This window comes from Shewanella ulleungensis (assembly GCF_014648315.1).
Classification (GTDB): domain Bacteria; phylum Pseudomonadota; class Gammaproteobacteria; order Enterobacterales; family Shewanellaceae; genus Shewanella; species Shewanella ulleungensis.
In genome coordinates, this window is sequence record NZ_BMQW01000005.1 from 314,003 (window position 1) to 332,256 (window position 18,254).

The following is an 18,254-nucleotide window of genomic DNA, read 5'->3' on the forward strand; positions in this document are numbered from 1 at the left end:
CTGAGCAATCAAGAGCCATAACATCGGTAATAAACTTCAATTAGATTGTTATTCAAGTTGAATTAAACAAAAAAACCAATATTTCCGCTAAAGCAGATAGCAATTCAACCCCATAAACGGCTAAAATACGCGGTTCCGTCATGTCATTCATTTAACGAATTAGTGCAAGCAAACGCCCATGAAATCACATATTGAATCTTTACTAGAACAAACCCTCGAATCTTTTAAACAGCAAGGTATTGTGCCTGCTGATTTTCAAGCGCGCATTCAGGTCGATCGCACTAAAGATAAAAGTCATGGTGACTTAGCGACTAACCTTGCAATGATGCTGACCAAAGTAGCCAAAAAGAACCCTCGCGAATTAGCTCAATTGATTATCGACACCTTACCCGCATCATCTCACGTTGCTAAAGTCGAAATCGCAGGCCCAGGGTTTATTAACTTTTTTATCGACGACAATGCATTAGCAGACCAGCTACAACAAGCATTAAACGATGACCACTTAGGCGTGATCTTACCGACTAAGCAAACTATCGTTGTCGATTATTCATCGCCAAACCTAGCCAAAGAAATGCACGTAGGCCACTTACGCTCAACCATTATTGGTGACAGCGTTGTCCGTGCACTTGAGTTTTTAGGTCATAACGTGATCCGTCAAAACCACGTTGGTGACTGGGGTACCCAATTCGGTATGCTATTGGCATACATGGAAGAGCTACGCGCCGCCAATGGCGAACAAGCCAAAATGGAATTGTCTGATCTAGAAAGTTTTTATCGTGCAGCAAAAGTCCGCTTTGACGAATCAACCGAGTTTGCCACCCGCTCACGCCAGCTAGTGGTTGCCTTACAATCGGGTGATGAATACTGTAATAAACTGTGGCGTGAGTTTAACGACATCTCACTCAGCCACTGCCATGATGTATACAAACGTCTAGGTGTGAGCTTAACCCGCGCAGATGTTCACGGCGAAAGTGCTTACAACGCAGACCTTGCACAAGTGGTTAAAGATTTAGATGCTCAAGGTTTATTAAGCGAAAGTAATGGCGCTAAAGTGGTATTCCAAGAAGAATTCCGCACTAAAGAAGGCGAACCTTTACCGGTTATCATTCAAAAAGCAGATGGCGGTTATTTATATGCCACCTCAGATTTAGCAGCAATGCGTTACCGCTCAAGCGTACTCAAAGCCGACCGCGCGTTGTACTTTGTCGATTTACGCCAAGCGTTGCATTTCCAGCAAGTATTTAACCTTGCCAAATTAGCTAAATTTGTCCGTGCAGACATGTCTCTAGAGCACACAGGCTTTGGCACCATGAATGGCGAAGATGGTCGTCCATTTAAAACCCGCTCTGGTGGCGTAGTTAAACTAGTCGACTTATTAGATGAAGCTAACGTACGTGCACTTGAACTGGTACGCAGTAAAAATCCTGACATGGACGAAGCAACACTCACTGAAATCGCCCGCGTTGTCGGTATCAGCGCAGTTAAATACGCTGATTTATCTAAAAACCGCACTAGCGATTATATTTTCAGCTTCGAGCAGATGCTCAGCTTTGAAGGTAACACCGCACCATATTTGCTCTATGCCTATACTCGCGTAGCCGGCATTTTCAAACGTGCTGAAGACATCGATTTAAGCCAGGCGAAAATCGCCCTTGAACACGAAAAAGAAAAAGACCTCGGCACCAAATTAGCTCAGTTTGGTGAAGTCCTTACCCGCATGACAGACAAAGGGTTACCACATGTATTGTGTGGCTACCTATATGAACTTGCGAGTGAGTTTTCAAGCTTTTACGAAGCCTGCCCAGTACTTGCCGCAGACACTGAAGCGCAAAAGCAAAGTCGTTTATTGTTATCGCAATTAACCGCTAATACGCTAAAAACAGGCTTGTCATTGCTTGGCATTGAAACTTTAGAGCGGATGTAATCATGAGTCGCGACTACGCAAACCGCAAACCCAGAGCAAGTAAACCGAATAAAAGCCGTGCGCCAAAGCGTAAAAAAGCGCCTGCGCGTAGCTTTCCGTATTTGCCTGTATTTGTTGTGTTAGCGCTTATTGTCGGCTTTGGCTATTTTTTATGGTCGATTAACGGCAGCTCAGAAACACAAGTCACTGAGCCTGCACAGCAACCAAAAAAGAAAACCGTACAAGCCGAAGTCACGCCGACACCTGCGGTCAAAAAAGTGGTTAAGCCAGACCCAAATGCATTACCACCTAAGCCACAAGAGAAATGGACATACCTTGAAGAGTTAGAAAACAAGGAAGTTGAAATTGATCTGCCGGCAACTGGGGTCGTTTCCAGTGGTATTTATCAAATGCAATGCGGCTCGTTTAGGCAAGAATCACAAGCCAATGAAATGAAAGCTCGTATTGCCTTTCAAGGAATGGAAGCACAAGTACGTCGCAGCGAAGGCGCTAACGGTATTTGGTACCGCGTAGTATTAGGTCCGTTCCCGAATAAACGCGAAGCTGAAACCAATCGCCATAAAATGCAAAAGTCTGGTATTAACACCTGCCAAATTTGGTTATGGCAATAGCGCTAATCGGCCTATTAACGTGATAAATAATCAGCAGCCCTGTTCACTCGAACGGGGCTTTTTTTATGCTGTCCTTGATATCTATCATTTTGACCCCATATCCAATTTAATCATGAATCAACAATTGCATTCGTTGATGCATTTAAAGAGGATTTACCGTGACTACTATTGTATCCGTACGCCGCAACAACCAAGTTGTCATCGCTGGTGATGGCCAAGTATCTTTAGGCAATACCGTCATGAAAGGCAACGCACGTAAGGTGCGTCGTTTGTATCATAATAAGGTATTAGCTGGATTTGCCGGTGGTACAGCCGATGCATTTACTCTTTTTGAGCGCTTTGAAGCCAAGCTCGAAATGCATCAAGGCCACTTATTAAAGTCTGCAGTTGAGCTCGCCAAAGACTGGCGTACCGACAGAATGCTGCGCAAGCTCGAAGCAATGCTTGTGGTTGCCGACGCTGAAGCCTCACTAATTATTACTGGAAACGGTGATGTGGTTCAGCCAGAACATGACTTAATAGCTATTGGCTCTGGCGGTAACTATGCCCAAGCATCAGCGTTAGCGCTATTGCAAAATACCGAATTAAGCGCTCAAGAGATTGCAGAGAAATCTCTGACCATTGCTGGCGATATTTGTGTATTTACCAACCAATTTAAAACTATCGAAAAGTTAGACTACTAATTCGAGTGTTAATAAAGGAACAGTTATGTCTGAAATGACTCCACGTGAAATTGTTCACGAACTAGATTCGCATATCATCGGCCAGAATAATGCCAAACGCTCTGTAGCAGTAGCCCTACGCAACCGCTGGCGCAGAATGCAACTTGAGCCAGCATTACGTCATGAAGTGACCCCTAAAAATATTTTAATGATTGGCCCTACCGGTGTCGGTAAAACCGAAATCGCGCGTCGTTTAGCTAAACTGGCTAACGCGCCGTTCATTAAAGTAGAAGCTACAAAATTTACCGAGGTGGGCTATGTCGGTAAAGAAGTAGAACAAATCATTCGTGATTTAACTGACTCAGCGGTGAAAATGACCCGCGAGCAGCAAATGAAAAAATGCCGTCATCGGGCTGAAGAAATGGCCGAAGAACGTATTTTAGACGCGCTATTGCCTAAAGCAAAAGATGATTGGGACACTGAGCCAAAAGACGACTCAAACACCCGTCAAGTATTCCGCAAAAAACTGCGTGAAGGCCAATTAGACGACAAAGAAATTGAAATCGATGTAGCTGCGCCGCAAATTGGCGTTGAAATCATGTCACCTCCTGGCATGGAAGAAATGACTAACCAGCTACAAGGTTTATTCCAAAATCTTGGTCAAAGTACATCTAAACGTAAAAAGCTCAAAATTAAAGATGCCTTTAAGCAATTAGTTGAAGACGAAGCCGCCAAATTAGTTAACCAAGAAGATCTTAAAGAACAAGCCATCGAATTGGTTGAACAAAATGGCATCGTATTTTTAGACGAAATTGACAAAATCTGTAAGCGCGGCGAAAGCTCTGGTCCAGATGTGTCTCGTGAGGGTGTTCAACGTGACTTACTGCCTTTAGTTGAAGGTTGTACAGTGACCACTAAACACGGCATGGTTAAAACCGATCATATTTTGTTTATTGCATCGGGTGCATTCCAGATGTCAAAACCGTCTGATTTAATCCCAGAGCTTCAAGGCCGTTTACCGATCAGAGTTGAACTCGACGCCCTTACTGCGGCTGATTTTAAACGTATTCTAACAGAGCCATTTGCCTCGCTTACAGAGCAGCATGTCGCTCTGATGAACACCGAAGGCGTAACGATTGAGTTTACTGAATCAGGCATTGAACGTATCGCAGAAGCGGCATGGCAAGTAAATGAACGCACTGAAAATATCGGAGCTCGTCGTTTACACACTGTGATGGAAAAACTGATGGAAGAGATCTCTTACGATGCATCTGAGAAATCAGGCTCAACCTTCATCATTGATGCACAATACGTTAACGACCACCTTGATACCTTGGTACAAGATGAAGATTTAAGTCGCTTTATTTTATAAGCCTAAGCTTAAATCACGTCGCTATTGATATAGCTTATATCGACATAAGGCGATGGGCGCTAACCGTCACAAATAGTCTTAACAACAATAGGATTAACAGCAAAATCGCGTATGATAATAAGCGATTTAGTGTTAATCCTTTTTTATAGGTATCCCCATGACTCAATCAACGCCAACTGTTAGTGGTATTAAGCTTAAGCGCCAATCTAAGTTATTAGAAGTCACATTTGATAACGGTCAAACCTACAACATCAGCTGCGAAATGCTGCGAGTCTTCTCCCCGTCTGCTGAAGTGCAGCGACATGGAGACCCTATATTGGTCACTCACAAGAAAGCGGTTAATATCAAAGCACTCGAACCTGTGGGTCATTATGCGGTAAAAATTACCTTTGATGATGGTCACGATACCGGCTTGTATTCTTGGCAGGTGCTATACAACTTATGCAGTAATCAAGCTGAGTTATGGCTACAGTATTTAGCCAGATTGCGCGCGGAAAAAGGCTCAAGAGAACCACTGATTGATATGAATATTAAGTATTCGTAGCAGTAGTCGCGTTAACCCTTTGCGTAACTTTACACATCATGGTCAGCGGTTGACACTCAAACGATTAATCTAGGTATTATGATTCAATCGTAATGAGGTTTTTATGAAACAGTTAATTCCCACACCAGCATCAAAAGTTAAAGTATTGCTAGTAATAATGACCTTGGTTAGCTTAAGTGGTTGTGCTCCATTTTTTCACCGAGGACACTTACAGCCCCCTGTAAATAAAGTTGTAACCCAAAAAGTGATCGTCGTAAAACCAACGGCATATAACATTATCAACGTTGATAACGCGCACAAAAAAGATGTTGTCATCATTCGAAAACGTTAAATGACGCTAATAAAAATGCCAGCATTTCTGCTGGCATTTTTAGTTCAACTATTAACTAGTTCAAACTTAAACAGCTGATTGGAAAATCACGCTGTCGGCTTTCTTAGTGTAAGAGTCGATCTGGTCGAAGTTCAAATAACGGTAAGTATCAGCTGCTGTTGCATCTAATTCTTTAGCGTAGTTTTGATATTCTTCAACTGAAGGTAAACGACCTAGTAACGCTGCTACAGCGGCTAACTCAGCTGATGCTAAATATACGTTTGCGCCAGTACCTAAACGGTTAGGGAAGTTACGCGTAGACGTTGATACTACAGTAGCACCTTCAGCAACACGTGCTTGGTTACCCATACATAGAGAACAACCAGGGATCTCGATGCGAGCACCGACACGACCGAAGATTGAGTAGTAACCTTCTTCCGTTAACTGATCGCGATCCATCTTAGTTGGTGGTGCAATCCATAAGCGTGTTGGCAGTGTTTTGGCAAACTTGTCTAACATCTTACCGGTAGCACGGAAGTGACCGATGTTTGTCATACAAGAACCTACGAACACTTCGTCAATCTTAGTTTGTGCAACGCTTGATAATAATACTGCATCATCAGGATCGTTTGGTGCACAAAGGATTGGCTCTTTGATGTCGTTTAAGTCGATTTCGATAATTTCAGCATATTCTGCATCTTTATCTGCTTCCATCAACTCTGGGTTAGCAATCCACTCTTGCATGGCGGTAATACGACGTTCAATCGTACGACGATCGCCATAACCTTCACTGATCATCCACTTTAACATCACGATGTTAGAGTTTAAGTATTCAATGATTGGCTCTTTGTCTAACTTAATAGTACAACCAGCAGCGCTACGTTCTGCAGATGCGTCAGAAAGTTCGAATGCTTGTTCAACTTTCAGTTTTTCAAGGCCTTCGATTTCTAATACACGGCCAGAGAAAGCATTAATTTTGCCTTTTTTCTCAACCGTTAACAGACCCATTTCAATCGCTTTTAACGGGATAGCATGTACCAGATCACGTAGTGTGATACCTGGTTGCATTGTACCTTTAAAGCGAACTAAAACTGATTCAGGCATATCAAGAGGCATGACACCTGTTGCTGCAGCAAATGCCACTAGGCCAGAACCGGCTGGGAATGAAATACCAATTGGGAAACGAGTATGCGAGTCACCACCAGTACCTACGGTATCAGGCAGTAGCATACGGTTTAACCACGAGTGAATAACACCATCACCTGGACGTAATGCTACGCCACCACGGTTCATAATGAAATCAGGTAGCGTGTGGTGTGTGTCAACGTCAACTGGCTTTGGATAAGCCGCTGTATGACAGAATGACTGCATGGTTAAATCAGCGCTAAAACCTAAACAAGCTAAGTCTTTTAACTCATCACGTGTCATTGGGCCGGTAGTATCTTGCGAGCCAACAGAGGTCATTTTAGGTTCGCAATATTGGCCAGGACGAATCCCTTTTACGCCACATGCTTTACCAACCATTTTCTGTGCAAGGGTAAAACCCTTGTTAGTCACAACAACATCTTGTGGACGTACGAATACATCAGATGCTGGTAAGCCTAATGTTTCACGAGCACGGTCCGTTAAGCCACGACCGATGATTAATGGAATACGACCACCAGCACGAACTTCGTCTAACAAAACGTCAGTTTTTAGTTCGAACGTAGAGATAACTTCGTCAGTACCGCCACGCTTTACAACGCCTTCGTATGGATAAATGTCGATTACATCGCCCATTTCCATTTTATCAACGTTAAGCTCAATCGGTAATGCACCCGCATCTTCCATGGTGTTGAAGAAAATTGGCGCAATCTTGTTGCCTAAACAGAAACCACCAGCACGCTTGTTTGGCACATAAGGGATATCATCGCCCATGAACCACAATACTGAGTTAGTGGCTGACTTACGTGAAGAACCTGTACCAACAACGTCACCAACATAAACAAGTGGATGACCTTTTTCTTTTAGGGCTTCGATTTCTTTAATTGGGCCAACTTCGCCAGACACATCAGGTACGATACCGTCACGGGCATTTTTCAGCATGGCAAGTGCATGCAATGGAATATCTGGACGTGACCATGCATCTGGTGCAGGTGAAAGATCATCAGTGTTGGTTTCGCCAGCCACTTTAAATACAGTTAACGTCACTTTGTCAGCAAGTTTTGGACGGTTTAAGAACCAATCTGCATTTGCCCAAGCTTCAACAACTTGTTTTGCTGATGCGTTACCCGCTTGCATTTTCTCAACCACATCGTGGTAAGAATCAAACATTAATAAGGTGTTTGATAATGCTTTTACTGATAAAGGTGCTAATGCTGGGTTATCTAACTGAGCGATTAACGGCTCGATGTTATAACCGCCCTGCATTGTACCGAGTAATTCAACGGCACGATCAGCTGATAATATAGGTGATTTTACAGTGCCTTTGGCCACTGCATCTAAGAATGCTGCTTTCACATAGGCAGCTTCATCAACACCTGGTGGAATACGGTTTTCTAATAAGTCGAGGATTAACGCCTCTTCACCCGCAGGTGGAGTCTCAACTAATTTTACTAATTCAGCCACTTGTTGTGCATCTAATGGCTTAGGGACTACACCCTCTGCGGCACGCTCTGCGACGTGTTTACGATATGCTTCTAGCACGGCAACATTCCTCTTTGTTTGACGCCTGACGGCGAAACTCAGCGCACACAGTGTTACGCTGATAATTCCACAGGTTCGGGCTTGAAATCCGACATTCAGTATACTACAGCTTTATAAAAGTATGAATCAGCTCACACTGTTAGAGGCATGAAATCAACTCGATTTATCTAGCTAATAATCAATTTAATCGCTTCGTGAATAAATTAAAATTAGACAATAGTTTGAAACGAGCTAAAAAACATTTTAATACATCAGGTTATGCTACACCCACCGATTAAACTGTGAACAAGAAAATATCGACTTCTTATGATGAAATATTTTTTAAAAAGCCTGTTTGGGTTGTACGTTATCACCAACATCGTGATAATTAGCGCAAAAGTGAATACCTTTAAGGAGTCAATGCTGTGTCTACCCAAATAAAAGCGGTTATTTTTGATATGGATGGAATTTTAATCGATTCTGAGCCCGCTTGGCAGTTAGCTGAACAAACTGTATTAAACAGCTTTGGACTTAATTTGACCCTTGAAGAGGTTGAGCAAACTACAGGACTGCGTATCGACCAGGTGGTGAGTTATTGGTATCAACGTTTTCCTTGGCCACATTATGATAATACCGTGGCAGCAAATAAAATTGTTAATGAAGTCATCGCTCAGATCAATACAAAGGGTGAGCCTATGTTAGGCGTAATTGACTCACTCGAAGCATGCAAGCGCCTTGGCCTTAAAATTGGTTTAGCGACGTCGTCGTCGTCACGAATTATTAAAGCCGTACTCGATAAGCTGGCTATTGGACATTATTTTGAAGCATTAGAGTCTGCTGAGAATTTAGCTTACGGTAAGCCGCATCCTGAAGTGTATTTAAATTGTGCTAGCGCACTCGGTATTGCGCCAAGCCAATGTATTGCCATTGAAGATTCGTTTAATGGCTTAATTGCTGCCCGAGCAGCTACTATGCAAACAGTCGCTATTCCGGCGCCACATACCGTTAATCAAGCTAAATGGGTAATTGCCCATCATAAGCTCGCTCACGCAGGATTATTACCCGCGCTGTTAGGGAACCTAGGCCGCTAAGCGGATAGTGCGCTTCGCTTCTAGGGCTGACTTCGTCCTGCTAGGGTCAGTGTCGCTGTTAAGATTTTATAGCTTCTAGTAGCGAAGCGTCCTAGGCTGTTGGCTTAGATAGACTGCTTAAAAATTTTTACCTAAAAACAGATAAAAAGCGGTGTCGCCACGGTCGCTAACCCCTAGCCCTAATGCCGCAGGGCCCCAATCAGTATCAGTACCTAGGTATAAACTACTGGCATAGATTAAATCATTAAAGTCCATTTCGCTGCGCTCAAACCACACATTACCGCCTTCTAAACTCGCACCTAAATACAAGGGTAAATCGGTAATGAGTACATCACGACCTAAGTCATATTGGTAAATAACTGCACTGAATATTTTATGCGCGCCCACCAGCGTGTCTTTACGGTAACCCGATAAGTTTAAAAAACCACCTAGCTCAGCAACATGTAAAGTGAAGTTCCCGTCATTTTGGGTAGTCGCCAGCTCAATTTTCCCCACAATGGCATGATTACCCAGCTTTAATGCGCCTTTCCAGTCGGCTTCAAATTGCCAAGCAAGATCGTCGCTAAAGGTATTTTCTGAATTTGTGGCGCCACTATACGACTCATCCCTTAAGTAGCTGGTAAAGGTAAAACGATTGCCATCTGTAGGGAAACTAATACTGTTTAACGTGTCATAGGTGACTTTTAAGTAGGCACCGGTTGAATGGTAATTGATTGAGTCTTGATAACCTGCTTCACTTTTTACCTGACCATTTTCACCAACAAAACCTAACTCTATCACGCCATCAGAATCATAATTATAGCCAATACCCAGCTCTAGTTGGGCAACGTTATTTTCTAATAATAAGTAACTGCTGTCTTGGTCGAGTAAATCCCAATTACGCATTTGATATTGTAAGCGTGACAAACTGTAAAATGTTTGGTCTCGATCAAGTGGTTGATAAAACTCAGTCGCGACTAACTTACGGTAGCCCAATTCAACTTCATTACGCCATTCGCCACCCATTTGGGTTAAATCGGTCATGGTGTAAGCTAAACTAAGCGTAATAGCGGAATCTAAACTAAAGTCGTCTTCCCAGTTAAAACCTGCTTGAAAATAATTAGGCCCCCACGACTTAGCGCGAGTAGTAATGGTGATAATTCGGCCTTTTTCAACATCCTCAAATTCGGCATCAACACGCTCAAATTTGTTTAAGGCGTAAACTCTGTTCAACGCGGCGGTTAAATCATCTTTTGTTAGTACATCGCCTTTTTTAATGTTTAAACGCTCACGCAGTAACTTTTCACTGACCTTAGATTGGTTATCAAAAGCAATTTTATAAATCGGTTTTTTAAGTGGGTCACGCCATAATAGACTTTGCTGATTTTTATTGGCTTGATAAGCTAAATAGGCTGACTCTTTAATTCCTAGCTTTTTGAGTTTATCTAATTGAATATTAGCGGCATCTTCACCTAATTTTAATGCCAGTGGCATAATTGAAAAGTCAGTGGTGCTTAGTACATCAATAGCCGGGCGAATTAAAATATCACGTTCGGTTAGTAAGGTTTTTTGGCGGGCAGTGCTTGCTTGAGTCAAAATAGTTGAGAGCTGTTCAAGCACGGCTACGGTACTGTCTAATCTATCTTGGCCGACCAAAGGTGAACCAATATCGACAGCGATGACAATATCTGCGCCCATGGCTTTGACCACATCGACCGGCATGTTGTTTGCGATGCCACCATCAACTAATAAACGCCCCTCAATAATAGCAGGTTGAAGCGCCCCAGGAACAGTTGCCGAGGCTTGCATAGCTTGCACCACACTGCCACTTGATAACACGACTGCTTCACTTGTAGCTAAGTCAGTTGCAACTGCACGATAGGGAATCGCAAGGTCGTCAAAATCACCAAACTGTTCCACTAAGTCAGTAGAATGCCTCAGCAATAATGACATACTTTGGCCGCGCAATAAGCCGCTTGGCGAGGTTAAGCTGTTGTCGTTGTAACCCACTGTTAATGGGATATTAAACTGGTCACGCTGTTGTTTATCGCGGTAGCTTAGACTTTCACGTGGAATCGTGTCCGAATAACCCTTAGACCATTCGCCATTAAGCATAATCTCTTCTATTTGCTCTGCGCTATAGCCTAACGCATACATGCCTGCCACGTAGGCACCGATACTGGTTCCGGCAATGTAATCGACGGGGATCCTGTGTTTTTCAAGCACCTTTAACACACCTATATGCGCGGTTCCTTTAGCGCCACCACCACTGAGCACAAGGCCAATAGTCGGTCTTTCTTTCGCTGTTTTAGTTGCTGCTATTGCGGGTTGTATCAACACACTAAAACAGACACAACTTAGCAAAAAATAGCTAAGTTGGTTAAGGCGCAAAATTGTTAGCATAAATCATTCCGCAATTAAGTAAAAACAACGCATTCTAACAAAATTTAACCTATTCCCAAACTAATTGACTCAAGCTCATTCAAGGATATTAAGTTTAACGATAGGGTTATTGATATTGTTTCATATGTTGTTCAAGTTCGGCTTTGGGCATTGGTTTGGCAAAGTAATACCCCTGAATAATATGGCAGCCACGCTGAACAACTTGTGCAAGCTGCTCGGGCGTTTCAATACCTTCAGCAATGACCTCTAACGATAAGTTGCGAGCTAATTCAATGATACTACTCACGATCGCTTGGTCAGCCTGGTTGTGGTCTATGTGGATCAAAAATGAACGATCAATTTTTAGGGTGTTAACTTTAAACGAGCGTAAATACGCCAATGACGAATAACCAGTACCAAAATCGTCAATGGCGACATCGATGCCGAGTTGCTTTAGGGCCAACAAGTGCTGAGTGGCAATTTCAATCTCTTTCATTAGCACCCCTTCAGTAATTTCCACTGAGAGGCATTTGGCTGGCATACCGGTTTGATGAAGTGTTGCGGTTAAAAAATCAATAAAATCAGGTTGCCTAAAATGCATGGCAGACACGTTAACCGACACCAATAGGTCTTGTTGAACTTCACGGCACCATCGAGCGCCGTCAATACAGGCTTGAGTTAGTACCCAACGGTCAATTTCAACGATCAATCCACACGACTCGGCAATACCGATAAACACATCTGGACGCACTAAACCTTCGACAGGATGATTCCAGCGAATTAATGCTTCAACGCCTGCCAAACGGTTCTGCTCTACATTCACTTGGGGTTGGTAGTGCACTTCAAACTCGTTACAAGCGATGGCCTTGTGTAAGTCAGCTTCTAAACGTAAATGATATAGTGCTTCAGCATTTCGCTCGGCTGAGTAATATTGGAAATTGCCTCTACCTTCATCTTTGGCATGGTACATGGCCAAATCGGCATTTTTAATCAGTGTCTCTGGCGTTTGGTCATCGCCAGACCAGATACTAATACCAATACTGGTTGAGATAAAAAACTCTCGTCCGTATAGCTTAAACGGCATTTCTATTTGGTTAAGCAATTGCTGAGCAAGATGATTGATAGTGTCGATATCTTTTGCATCGCGCAATAAAATGACAAATTCATCACCGCCAAAACGACACAACAAATGCTCTTCAGATAAGCAGCCTTGTAATCGGTTAGCCGCCTCAACAAGCAACGCATCCCCCATACTATGCCCATAAGAATCGTTAACGTGTTTAAAGCGGTCGAGATCTAAAAACAGCAACGCTAGTGTTTCACTATGTTGTTTCGCCGCTTCGATCACTTGCCCTAAACGACGAGAAAACATCGACCGATTAGCAAGCCCAGTAAGCATGTCGTTATTTGCAAGTCTACGAAGATGCTGCTCATTGTGTTTACGTTCAGTAATATCAGAAAATACCACAACGTAATGCAAAGATTCAGCATTACCATTGGTCATTGTTGATACGTTCATCCATACAGGGCAGCGGCTACCATCAATGCAATAAAACTCACTTTCGCCGGTCCAGAATCGTTCTTTATCAAAAACATCCTCCATGTCGAAGGGCTCTACTGTTGTAGCAACTAAATCAATAAATGGTTTGCCTACTAAATCTTTTTTATGCGCTGCCAAAATTAAATTTGCAGCAGCATTACTGATTTTGATGTCCTTATTAGCGTCTAAAATGAGCATACCTTCAGAGGTATTTTCAAATGCCTGAGCTAATAAATTGGCCTCACTTTCAAGCATTTTTTGGTGAGTGATGTCGGTGTACATACCCGCAGCATGAATTAACTTCTGTCCATTCGAAGAAACCTCAATTGCCCGACCTTTAATGCGCAGCCAGTGCCATTGATTATCGTGTGTATTTTGGTAACGATATTCGACATCAATCATGTCGGTCTTACCATTAGCTAAATTACTCCACACCTCTTTAAGGCGAATCATGTCATCTTGGTGTACTGGTATATCTTTCAGATGGATTCTCAGAAACTGAATAGGACCAAGCACACCACCACGGTTATCTAGCGACAAAATATTAGTGCTGCTATGCCACTCCCATAGATCGGAGTCGCTGCCTTTTAGAGCTTGCTGTAAGCGTTCGTCACTTTGCATTAATGCCGTGTTTATTTGCTTAAAGCGACTAACTTGCCGCTGCCTGTATAACAACAGCATCACCGCCAGTAATAGTGCAGCAAACAATAATGCACCTTTAAACTGTTGAGACTTCCACCAATATTGCTTTACCTTAAATGGATATTGAAACGGTTCACTTGACCAAACTCCGTTGCGTTTGTATAAAAGCTCTAAGGTGTAATCTCCCGCACTCAAACCGGTGACGTTGATCTGTGATTGCCCCTCTAATAATACATAATTGCCAGCTTCAGCTCCCTCTTTGACTAATCGATACTGCAATGTCATTGGGGTATCGTCTAAATAATCTGAAATAGATATATGAAAACTAATCAAGCTGGCGCCAGGGTCGACTTGACGTAACTGACTAGGGATTAAATACACCGCTGTGGTGTCATCGTAAAAAACTGACACTGATTCAAGTATCACTTTGTCGCTTGCGGTACGAGGCGCTAACTTATCTAAATCAATCAGCATGGTTCCATCGGGAGTTCCGATAAAAAAGCCTTTTGCAGGATCGTAAAACTTAGCGGCTTCATTAAACTCATCCGAAATAAACCCGTCTTTATGGCTAAATGAGCTTACTTTGCCAGTTGTCTTATTGATTTTAACCAGCGCGCTCGCACATCCAACAATATGATCGGTAGCTGTATCTTGTAAAAAGTAAACCACTTTACAATCGATTTTCCATTGTTGATCCAGTGATTTTATTGCATTAGTTTGGGTGTTTAGCTCTATAATTCCTTGTTGAGTTGTCCCTAACCAGAGTATATCTGGCGCGACTTGCAATAGAGAATTGATCATCGGTGTATTGGTAAAGTTGCTAAAGAGATTTAATTTAGAATGATACTCACCAGTCGAATCGACATAACCAAAAATCTTAGCACCCGTGGTCCATAATCTATCTTCGTTTTCACGTAAAAAATCACGATACGAAGTATTTGTTAAGCTCTGTTGGTCGTCTGACAATGCTGCAAGCACTAGGTCATCATTGCCCTCTTGCCAATAATATGCGCCTTTATTAGTACCAAACCAGACTCGTTCAGGTATAAGCTTATCTCGATAAATGTTAAATATGACTCTATCGCTTAGGGACTCTTTACCGCCGCTCCAAGTCGCAAAATTACTGCTTTTATTAGTGGTTTTATTGACAACGTATAAGCCAGTTGTTGTACCTAAAACAATATGATTTTCATTCAACGACCCAAGTGAATAAATACTGTCGCTGATCTTTAACCCTGCGGGAATAATGGTTGCCGATACTTCACCGCTCGCACGGTCAATAGCAGATAAGCTACCATCAGTGCCAAGCCATATTTTTTCGCCTTCAACGTAAATAGACCATGTCATTTCATTATGGAGTTTATAAGATGATTTTTTAGAATAGCGCTCAAGTAAAAACGACGGAGATCCGGCAATCACCGCCAAGCCATCACCCGAACCGCCCACCCACAGTAATCCATCGGTATCAACTGCAATGTCGTGAATATAGTCAATATTGGCACTTTGCTTTAACTCATCGGGATACAATGTAAATGTGTTACTTTTTTGCTCCCAAAAAATTAATCCGCTACGGCTCGACATCCATAAATCACCATTAAGATCCTCGGCCATTTGATCGACGTAATAAGGTATCTCAGGCACAATCTGGGCGGTTAATGACTCAGGATTAACGTGGTATAAACCTTTGGATGTTAGCAGCCAAATCCGTTGCTGCTTATCTTGAAATATTTTTCTGATTGAACCATTTTTATCAGTCCAAGGAAAATGACCAATAAAAGTACCATCAGCTTGGTGTAATTGAAGTTCATCTAGAGTAGAGAAAAGGTACTTTCCATCTTGTAACTGCAGCACGTTTCGCCAGTGTAAATCCGGATTTAATTGATGCTTTAATGAAAGGCTCAGTAACTGAGTGTCATCATCAAAATAATAAACCTTGCCTGAGTCGCCCAATAGCAGCAACTGATTATCGAATTGACGCTGGTAGGCCACCACTCTAAGACTCTTATTGATATTAGCAATATCATCATCTTTAGGTCTAAGCAGTAAACTAAATTGATTATCGAGAATACTGTATAAATACAGCGAAGATTGAGTGCCAATTAATAAGTGATCAGGCCCGGAGTTTATCACCGAAGTGATCAGTTCATCGTCTAATACCGAGTCAAAGCCAACCTTGTCAATGCGTCTTACTTTGCTGTTGCTAACCCGATAAAGTCCTTCTTGTGTCGCAAGCCACACATAACCATAACGATCAAAACTGATATCTTGAATTCTGGCGTTAGCTAAACCATCTTTAGCATTAAACACACGCTGCACAATGTCAGCACCGCGCACAGGCATAACGGCTAAAAGAAATAGCATCAAACAACTTAGACAATAAGTTACCGCTCTGATCATAAATTCCGTTTTACCTTAAATGATAACGACAGGCGTTAACGCCTAAAAAAACAATCAACACTCGCTGAGCGTGAGAACGAAGGGTAAATCAAACACTAATTTTTATTCTTATAATATTAATGTTTTAACATTAATAGCTTAGCAAAGTCACCTGTTTAATTGCTCTACGGCACGTCTCTGCCTGACTTTATCGATATAGCAAAACAACATACTAAGCTTGGTATTGCATACGGTATTTTAGCTATGAATGATATCCATTGAATTTCACCCTTCTAGGTACATGGTAGTGTAAAAATAATAGAACTCGCCCACCCATAACATTAAATTCTTTTTACGAATATTGATCAGCATTAGGTAAACAAAAAACGAGCCATTCCATAGGCTGAATTTAATAACTAACCACGCTAACCAAAGCAGCTAAGTGGTCTGTTAACATAAAGACCATAAGTGCCTTTCGATGACAAATTCATACTAATTCTATTAAGCTTGGTATCAATAGGTATAAGCCTAGTCTAAAAACTCAAAAAAAAATCAAAAAAAAGCACTCCATGTATAGAGTGCTTTAATGTGTAATTATAACGCGATATTACTTCTTCTTAACCGCTTTAGGGTTAGGTAAATCAGTAATTGACCCTTCATATAATTCAGCCGCTAAACCAACTGATTCATGTAAGGTTGGGTGAGCGTGAATTGTTAATGCTAAATCTTCAGCATCACAACCCATTTCAATTGCTAGGCCGATTTCACCTAGTAATTCACCACCGTTAACACCAACAATAGCACCACCGATAACACGATGAGTTTCTTTGTCGAAAATTAACTTGGTCATACCTTCACTACAATCTGATGCGATTGCACGGCCGCTTGCAGCCCATGGGAAAGTCGCAGTTTCGTATGCAACACCTTGCTCTTTTGCTTCTTTCTCAGTTAAACCAACCCATGCTACTTCTGGGTCAGTATAAGCAATCGATGGGATCACTTTAGGGTCGAAGTAATGCTTCATACCAGCAATTACTTCAGCTGCTACGTGGCCTTCATGCACACCTTTGTGAGCCAACATTGGTTGACCAACGATGTCGCCGATAGCATAAATGTGCGGTACGTTTGTACGTAATTGCTTGTCTACATTGATAAAGCCACGCTCATCAACATTAACACCTGCTTTTTCAGCAGAAATTAACTTACCATTTGGTGAACGGCCAATAGCCACTAACACTGCATCGTAACGAACTGGTTCAGCAGGAGCGCTCTTGCCTTCCATTGTTACATAAATGCCGTCTTCTTTAGCTTCAACTGCAGTCACTTTAGTTTCAAGAATAAGGTTAAACTTCTTCTTGATTTGCTTAGTGAACACACGAACGATATCTTTGTCAGCTGCAGGAATAACTTGGTCAAACATTTCAACCACGTCAATTTGACTTCCTAATGATGAATACACTGTACCCATTTCTAGACCAATGATCCCGCCGCCCATGACCAATAACTTACCTGGCACTTCTTTCAATTCTAGTGCGTCAGTCGAATCCCAAATACGTGGATCTTCGTGTGGAATAAATGGCAGTTTGATTGGACGAGAGCCAGCAGCAATAATAGCTTGTTCAAACTGAACAACTGTCACTGTGCCGTCTTCAGCTGTTACTTCAAGGCTGTTAGGGCCAGTGAACTTACCAAAGCCGTTAACCACGTTAACTTTACGCATTTTAGACATTCCGCCTAATCCGCCAGTTAACTGACCAACAACTTTCTCTTTAAAGCCACGGAGTTTTTCTAAATCGATTGTTGGCTCACCAAATACCACACCGTGACTTGCAGCTGATTTAGCTTCTTCAATCACTTTAGCAATGTGTAGCAATGCTTTAGATGGGATACAACCTACGTTCAAACATACACCACCTAGGGTGCTAAAACGTTCAACGATAATGGTATCTAAACCTAAATCAGCGGCGCGGAATGCTGCTGAATAGCCTGCAGGGCCAGATCCTAATACAACTACCTGAGTTTTAATTTCGTTACTCATGTTTTCCTCTATTCTTTTGCATATGTTGGCGGACAAAACCGATTCAACAATCAATGTGGCCAGATTGTGATAGCTGACTGCATTTTACCCTTTGTTTGATGACAATCACAATCAAACAT

General features: G+C 42.2%; 11 protein-coding genes. 7 read left to right on the forward strand and 4 right to left on the reverse strand.

Translation table 11 applies throughout. From position 1 onward, the window contains the following. Positions 1-178: 178 nt before the first annotated feature. The 6 genes from argS (at position 179) to IEY40_RS12155 (ending at position 5,444) form a co-directional block, all read left to right on the forward strand. Positions 179-1,924: an arginine--tRNA ligase gene (gene argS / locus IEY40_RS12130; protein ID WP_188956497.1), complete on the forward strand. Its 1,746-nt coding sequence runs from the start codon at positions 179-181 to the stop codon at positions 1,922-1,924. Continuing rightward, positions 1,924-2,535 carry an SPOR domain-containing protein gene (locus IEY40_RS12135; protein WP_188956579.1) on the forward strand — a complete coding sequence of 204 codons (612 nt, stop codon included), beginning with the start codon at positions 1,924-1,926 and terminating at the stop codon, positions 2,533-2,535. The genes argS and IEY40_RS12135 overlap by 1 nt, the downstream gene beginning before the upstream one ends. A 158-nt stretch (positions 2,536-2,693) precedes the next feature. Next, positions 2,694-3,218: an ATP-dependent protease subunit HslV gene (hslV, locus tag IEY40_RS12140; protein ID WP_188956499.1), complete on the forward strand. Its 525-nt coding sequence runs from the start codon at positions 2,694-2,696 to the stop codon at positions 3,216-3,218. A 25-nt stretch (positions 3,219-3,243) separates the two neighbouring features. Continuing rightward, positions 3,244-4,569, forward strand: coding sequence for an ATP-dependent protease ATPase subunit HslU (gene hslU / locus IEY40_RS12145; protein ID WP_188956501.1), 1,326 nt, complete (start codon positions 3,244-3,246; stop codon positions 4,567-4,569). A 157-nt stretch (positions 4,570-4,726) separates the two neighbouring features. Further along, positions 4,727-5,113 carry a gamma-butyrobetaine hydroxylase family protein gene (locus IEY40_RS12150; RefSeq protein WP_188956503.1) on the forward strand — a complete coding sequence of 129 codons (387 nt, stop codon included), beginning with the start codon at positions 4,727-4,729 and terminating at the stop codon, positions 5,111-5,113. A 103-nt stretch (positions 5,114-5,216) separates the two neighbouring features. After that, on the forward strand, positions 5,217-5,444 hold the full coding sequence (locus IEY40_RS12155; protein WP_188956505.1) for a hypothetical protein: 228 nt from the start codon (positions 5,217-5,219) through the stop codon (positions 5,442-5,444). A gap of 66 nt (positions 5,445-5,510) precedes the next feature. Here the strand turns inward: IEY40_RS12155 and acnB are convergent, their stop codons facing one another. Then, positions 5,511-8,108, reverse strand: coding sequence for a bifunctional aconitate hydratase 2/2-methylisocitrate dehydratase (acnB, locus tag IEY40_RS12160; RefSeq protein ID WP_188956507.1), 2,598 nt, complete (start codon positions 8,106-8,108; stop codon positions 5,511-5,513). Positions 8,109-8,512: 404 nt separating this feature from the next. Between acnB and hxpB the strand changes: the two genes are divergently transcribed. Beyond that, positions 8,513-9,178 carry a hexitol phosphatase HxpB gene (gene hxpB / locus IEY40_RS12165; RefSeq protein ID WP_188956509.1) on the forward strand — a complete coding sequence of 222 codons (666 nt, stop codon included), beginning with the start codon at positions 8,513-8,515 and terminating at the stop codon, positions 9,176-9,178. A 117-nt stretch (positions 9,179-9,295) separates the two neighbouring features. On the opposite strand, the gene IEY40_RS12170 is transcribed toward hxpB, so the two are convergent. From IEY40_RS12170 to lpdA, 3 genes are all read right to left on the reverse strand, one after another. After that, positions 9,296-11,560, reverse strand: a complete 2,265-nt coding sequence (locus IEY40_RS12170) for a patatin-like phospholipase family protein (protein ID WP_188956511.1) — start codon at positions 11,558-11,560, stop codon at positions 9,296-9,298. A gap of 106 nt (positions 11,561-11,666) precedes the next feature. Next, positions 11,667-16,082: an EAL domain-containing protein gene (locus tag IEY40_RS12175; protein WP_229777092.1), complete on the reverse strand. Its 4,416-nt coding sequence runs from the start codon at positions 16,080-16,082 to the stop codon at positions 11,667-11,669. 622 nt (positions 16,083-16,704) lie between these two features. Continuing rightward, a complete protein-coding gene (lpdA, locus tag IEY40_RS12180) occupies positions 16,705-18,135 on the reverse strand; it encodes a dihydrolipoyl dehydrogenase (protein ID WP_188956515.1) in 1,431 nt (476 codons plus the stop codon). Between the last annotated feature and the right edge of the window lie 119 nt (positions 18,136-18,254).

Excerpts from the sequence above, each read along its gene's own strand:
- argS (WP_188956497.1), top strand. The coding sequence starts at position 179 with ATGAAATCACATATTGAATCTTTACTAGAACAAACCCTCGAATCTTTT.
- hslU (WP_188956501.1), top strand. The coding sequence starts at position 3,244 with ATGTCTGAAATGACTCCACGTGAAATTGTTCACGAACTAGATTCGCAT.
- IEY40_RS12150 (WP_188956503.1), top strand. The coding sequence starts at position 4,727 with ATGACTCAATCAACGCCAACTGTTAGTGGTATTAAGCTTAAGCGCCAA.
- IEY40_RS12155 (WP_188956505.1), top strand. The coding sequence starts at position 5,217 with ATGAAACAGTTAATTCCCACACCAGCATCAAAAGTTAAAGTATTGCTA.
- IEY40_RS12170 (WP_188956511.1), bottom strand. The coding sequence starts at position 11,560 with ATGCTAACAATTTTGCGCCTTAACCAACTTAGCTATTTTTTGCTAAGT.
- IEY40_RS12175 (WP_229777092.1), bottom strand. The coding sequence starts at position 16,082 with ATGCTATTTCTTTTAGCCGTTATGCCTGTGCGCGGTGCTGACATTGTG.
- lpdA (WP_188956515.1), bottom strand. The coding sequence starts at position 18,135 with ATGAGTAACGAAATTAAAACTCAGGTAGTTGTATTAGGATCTGGCCCT.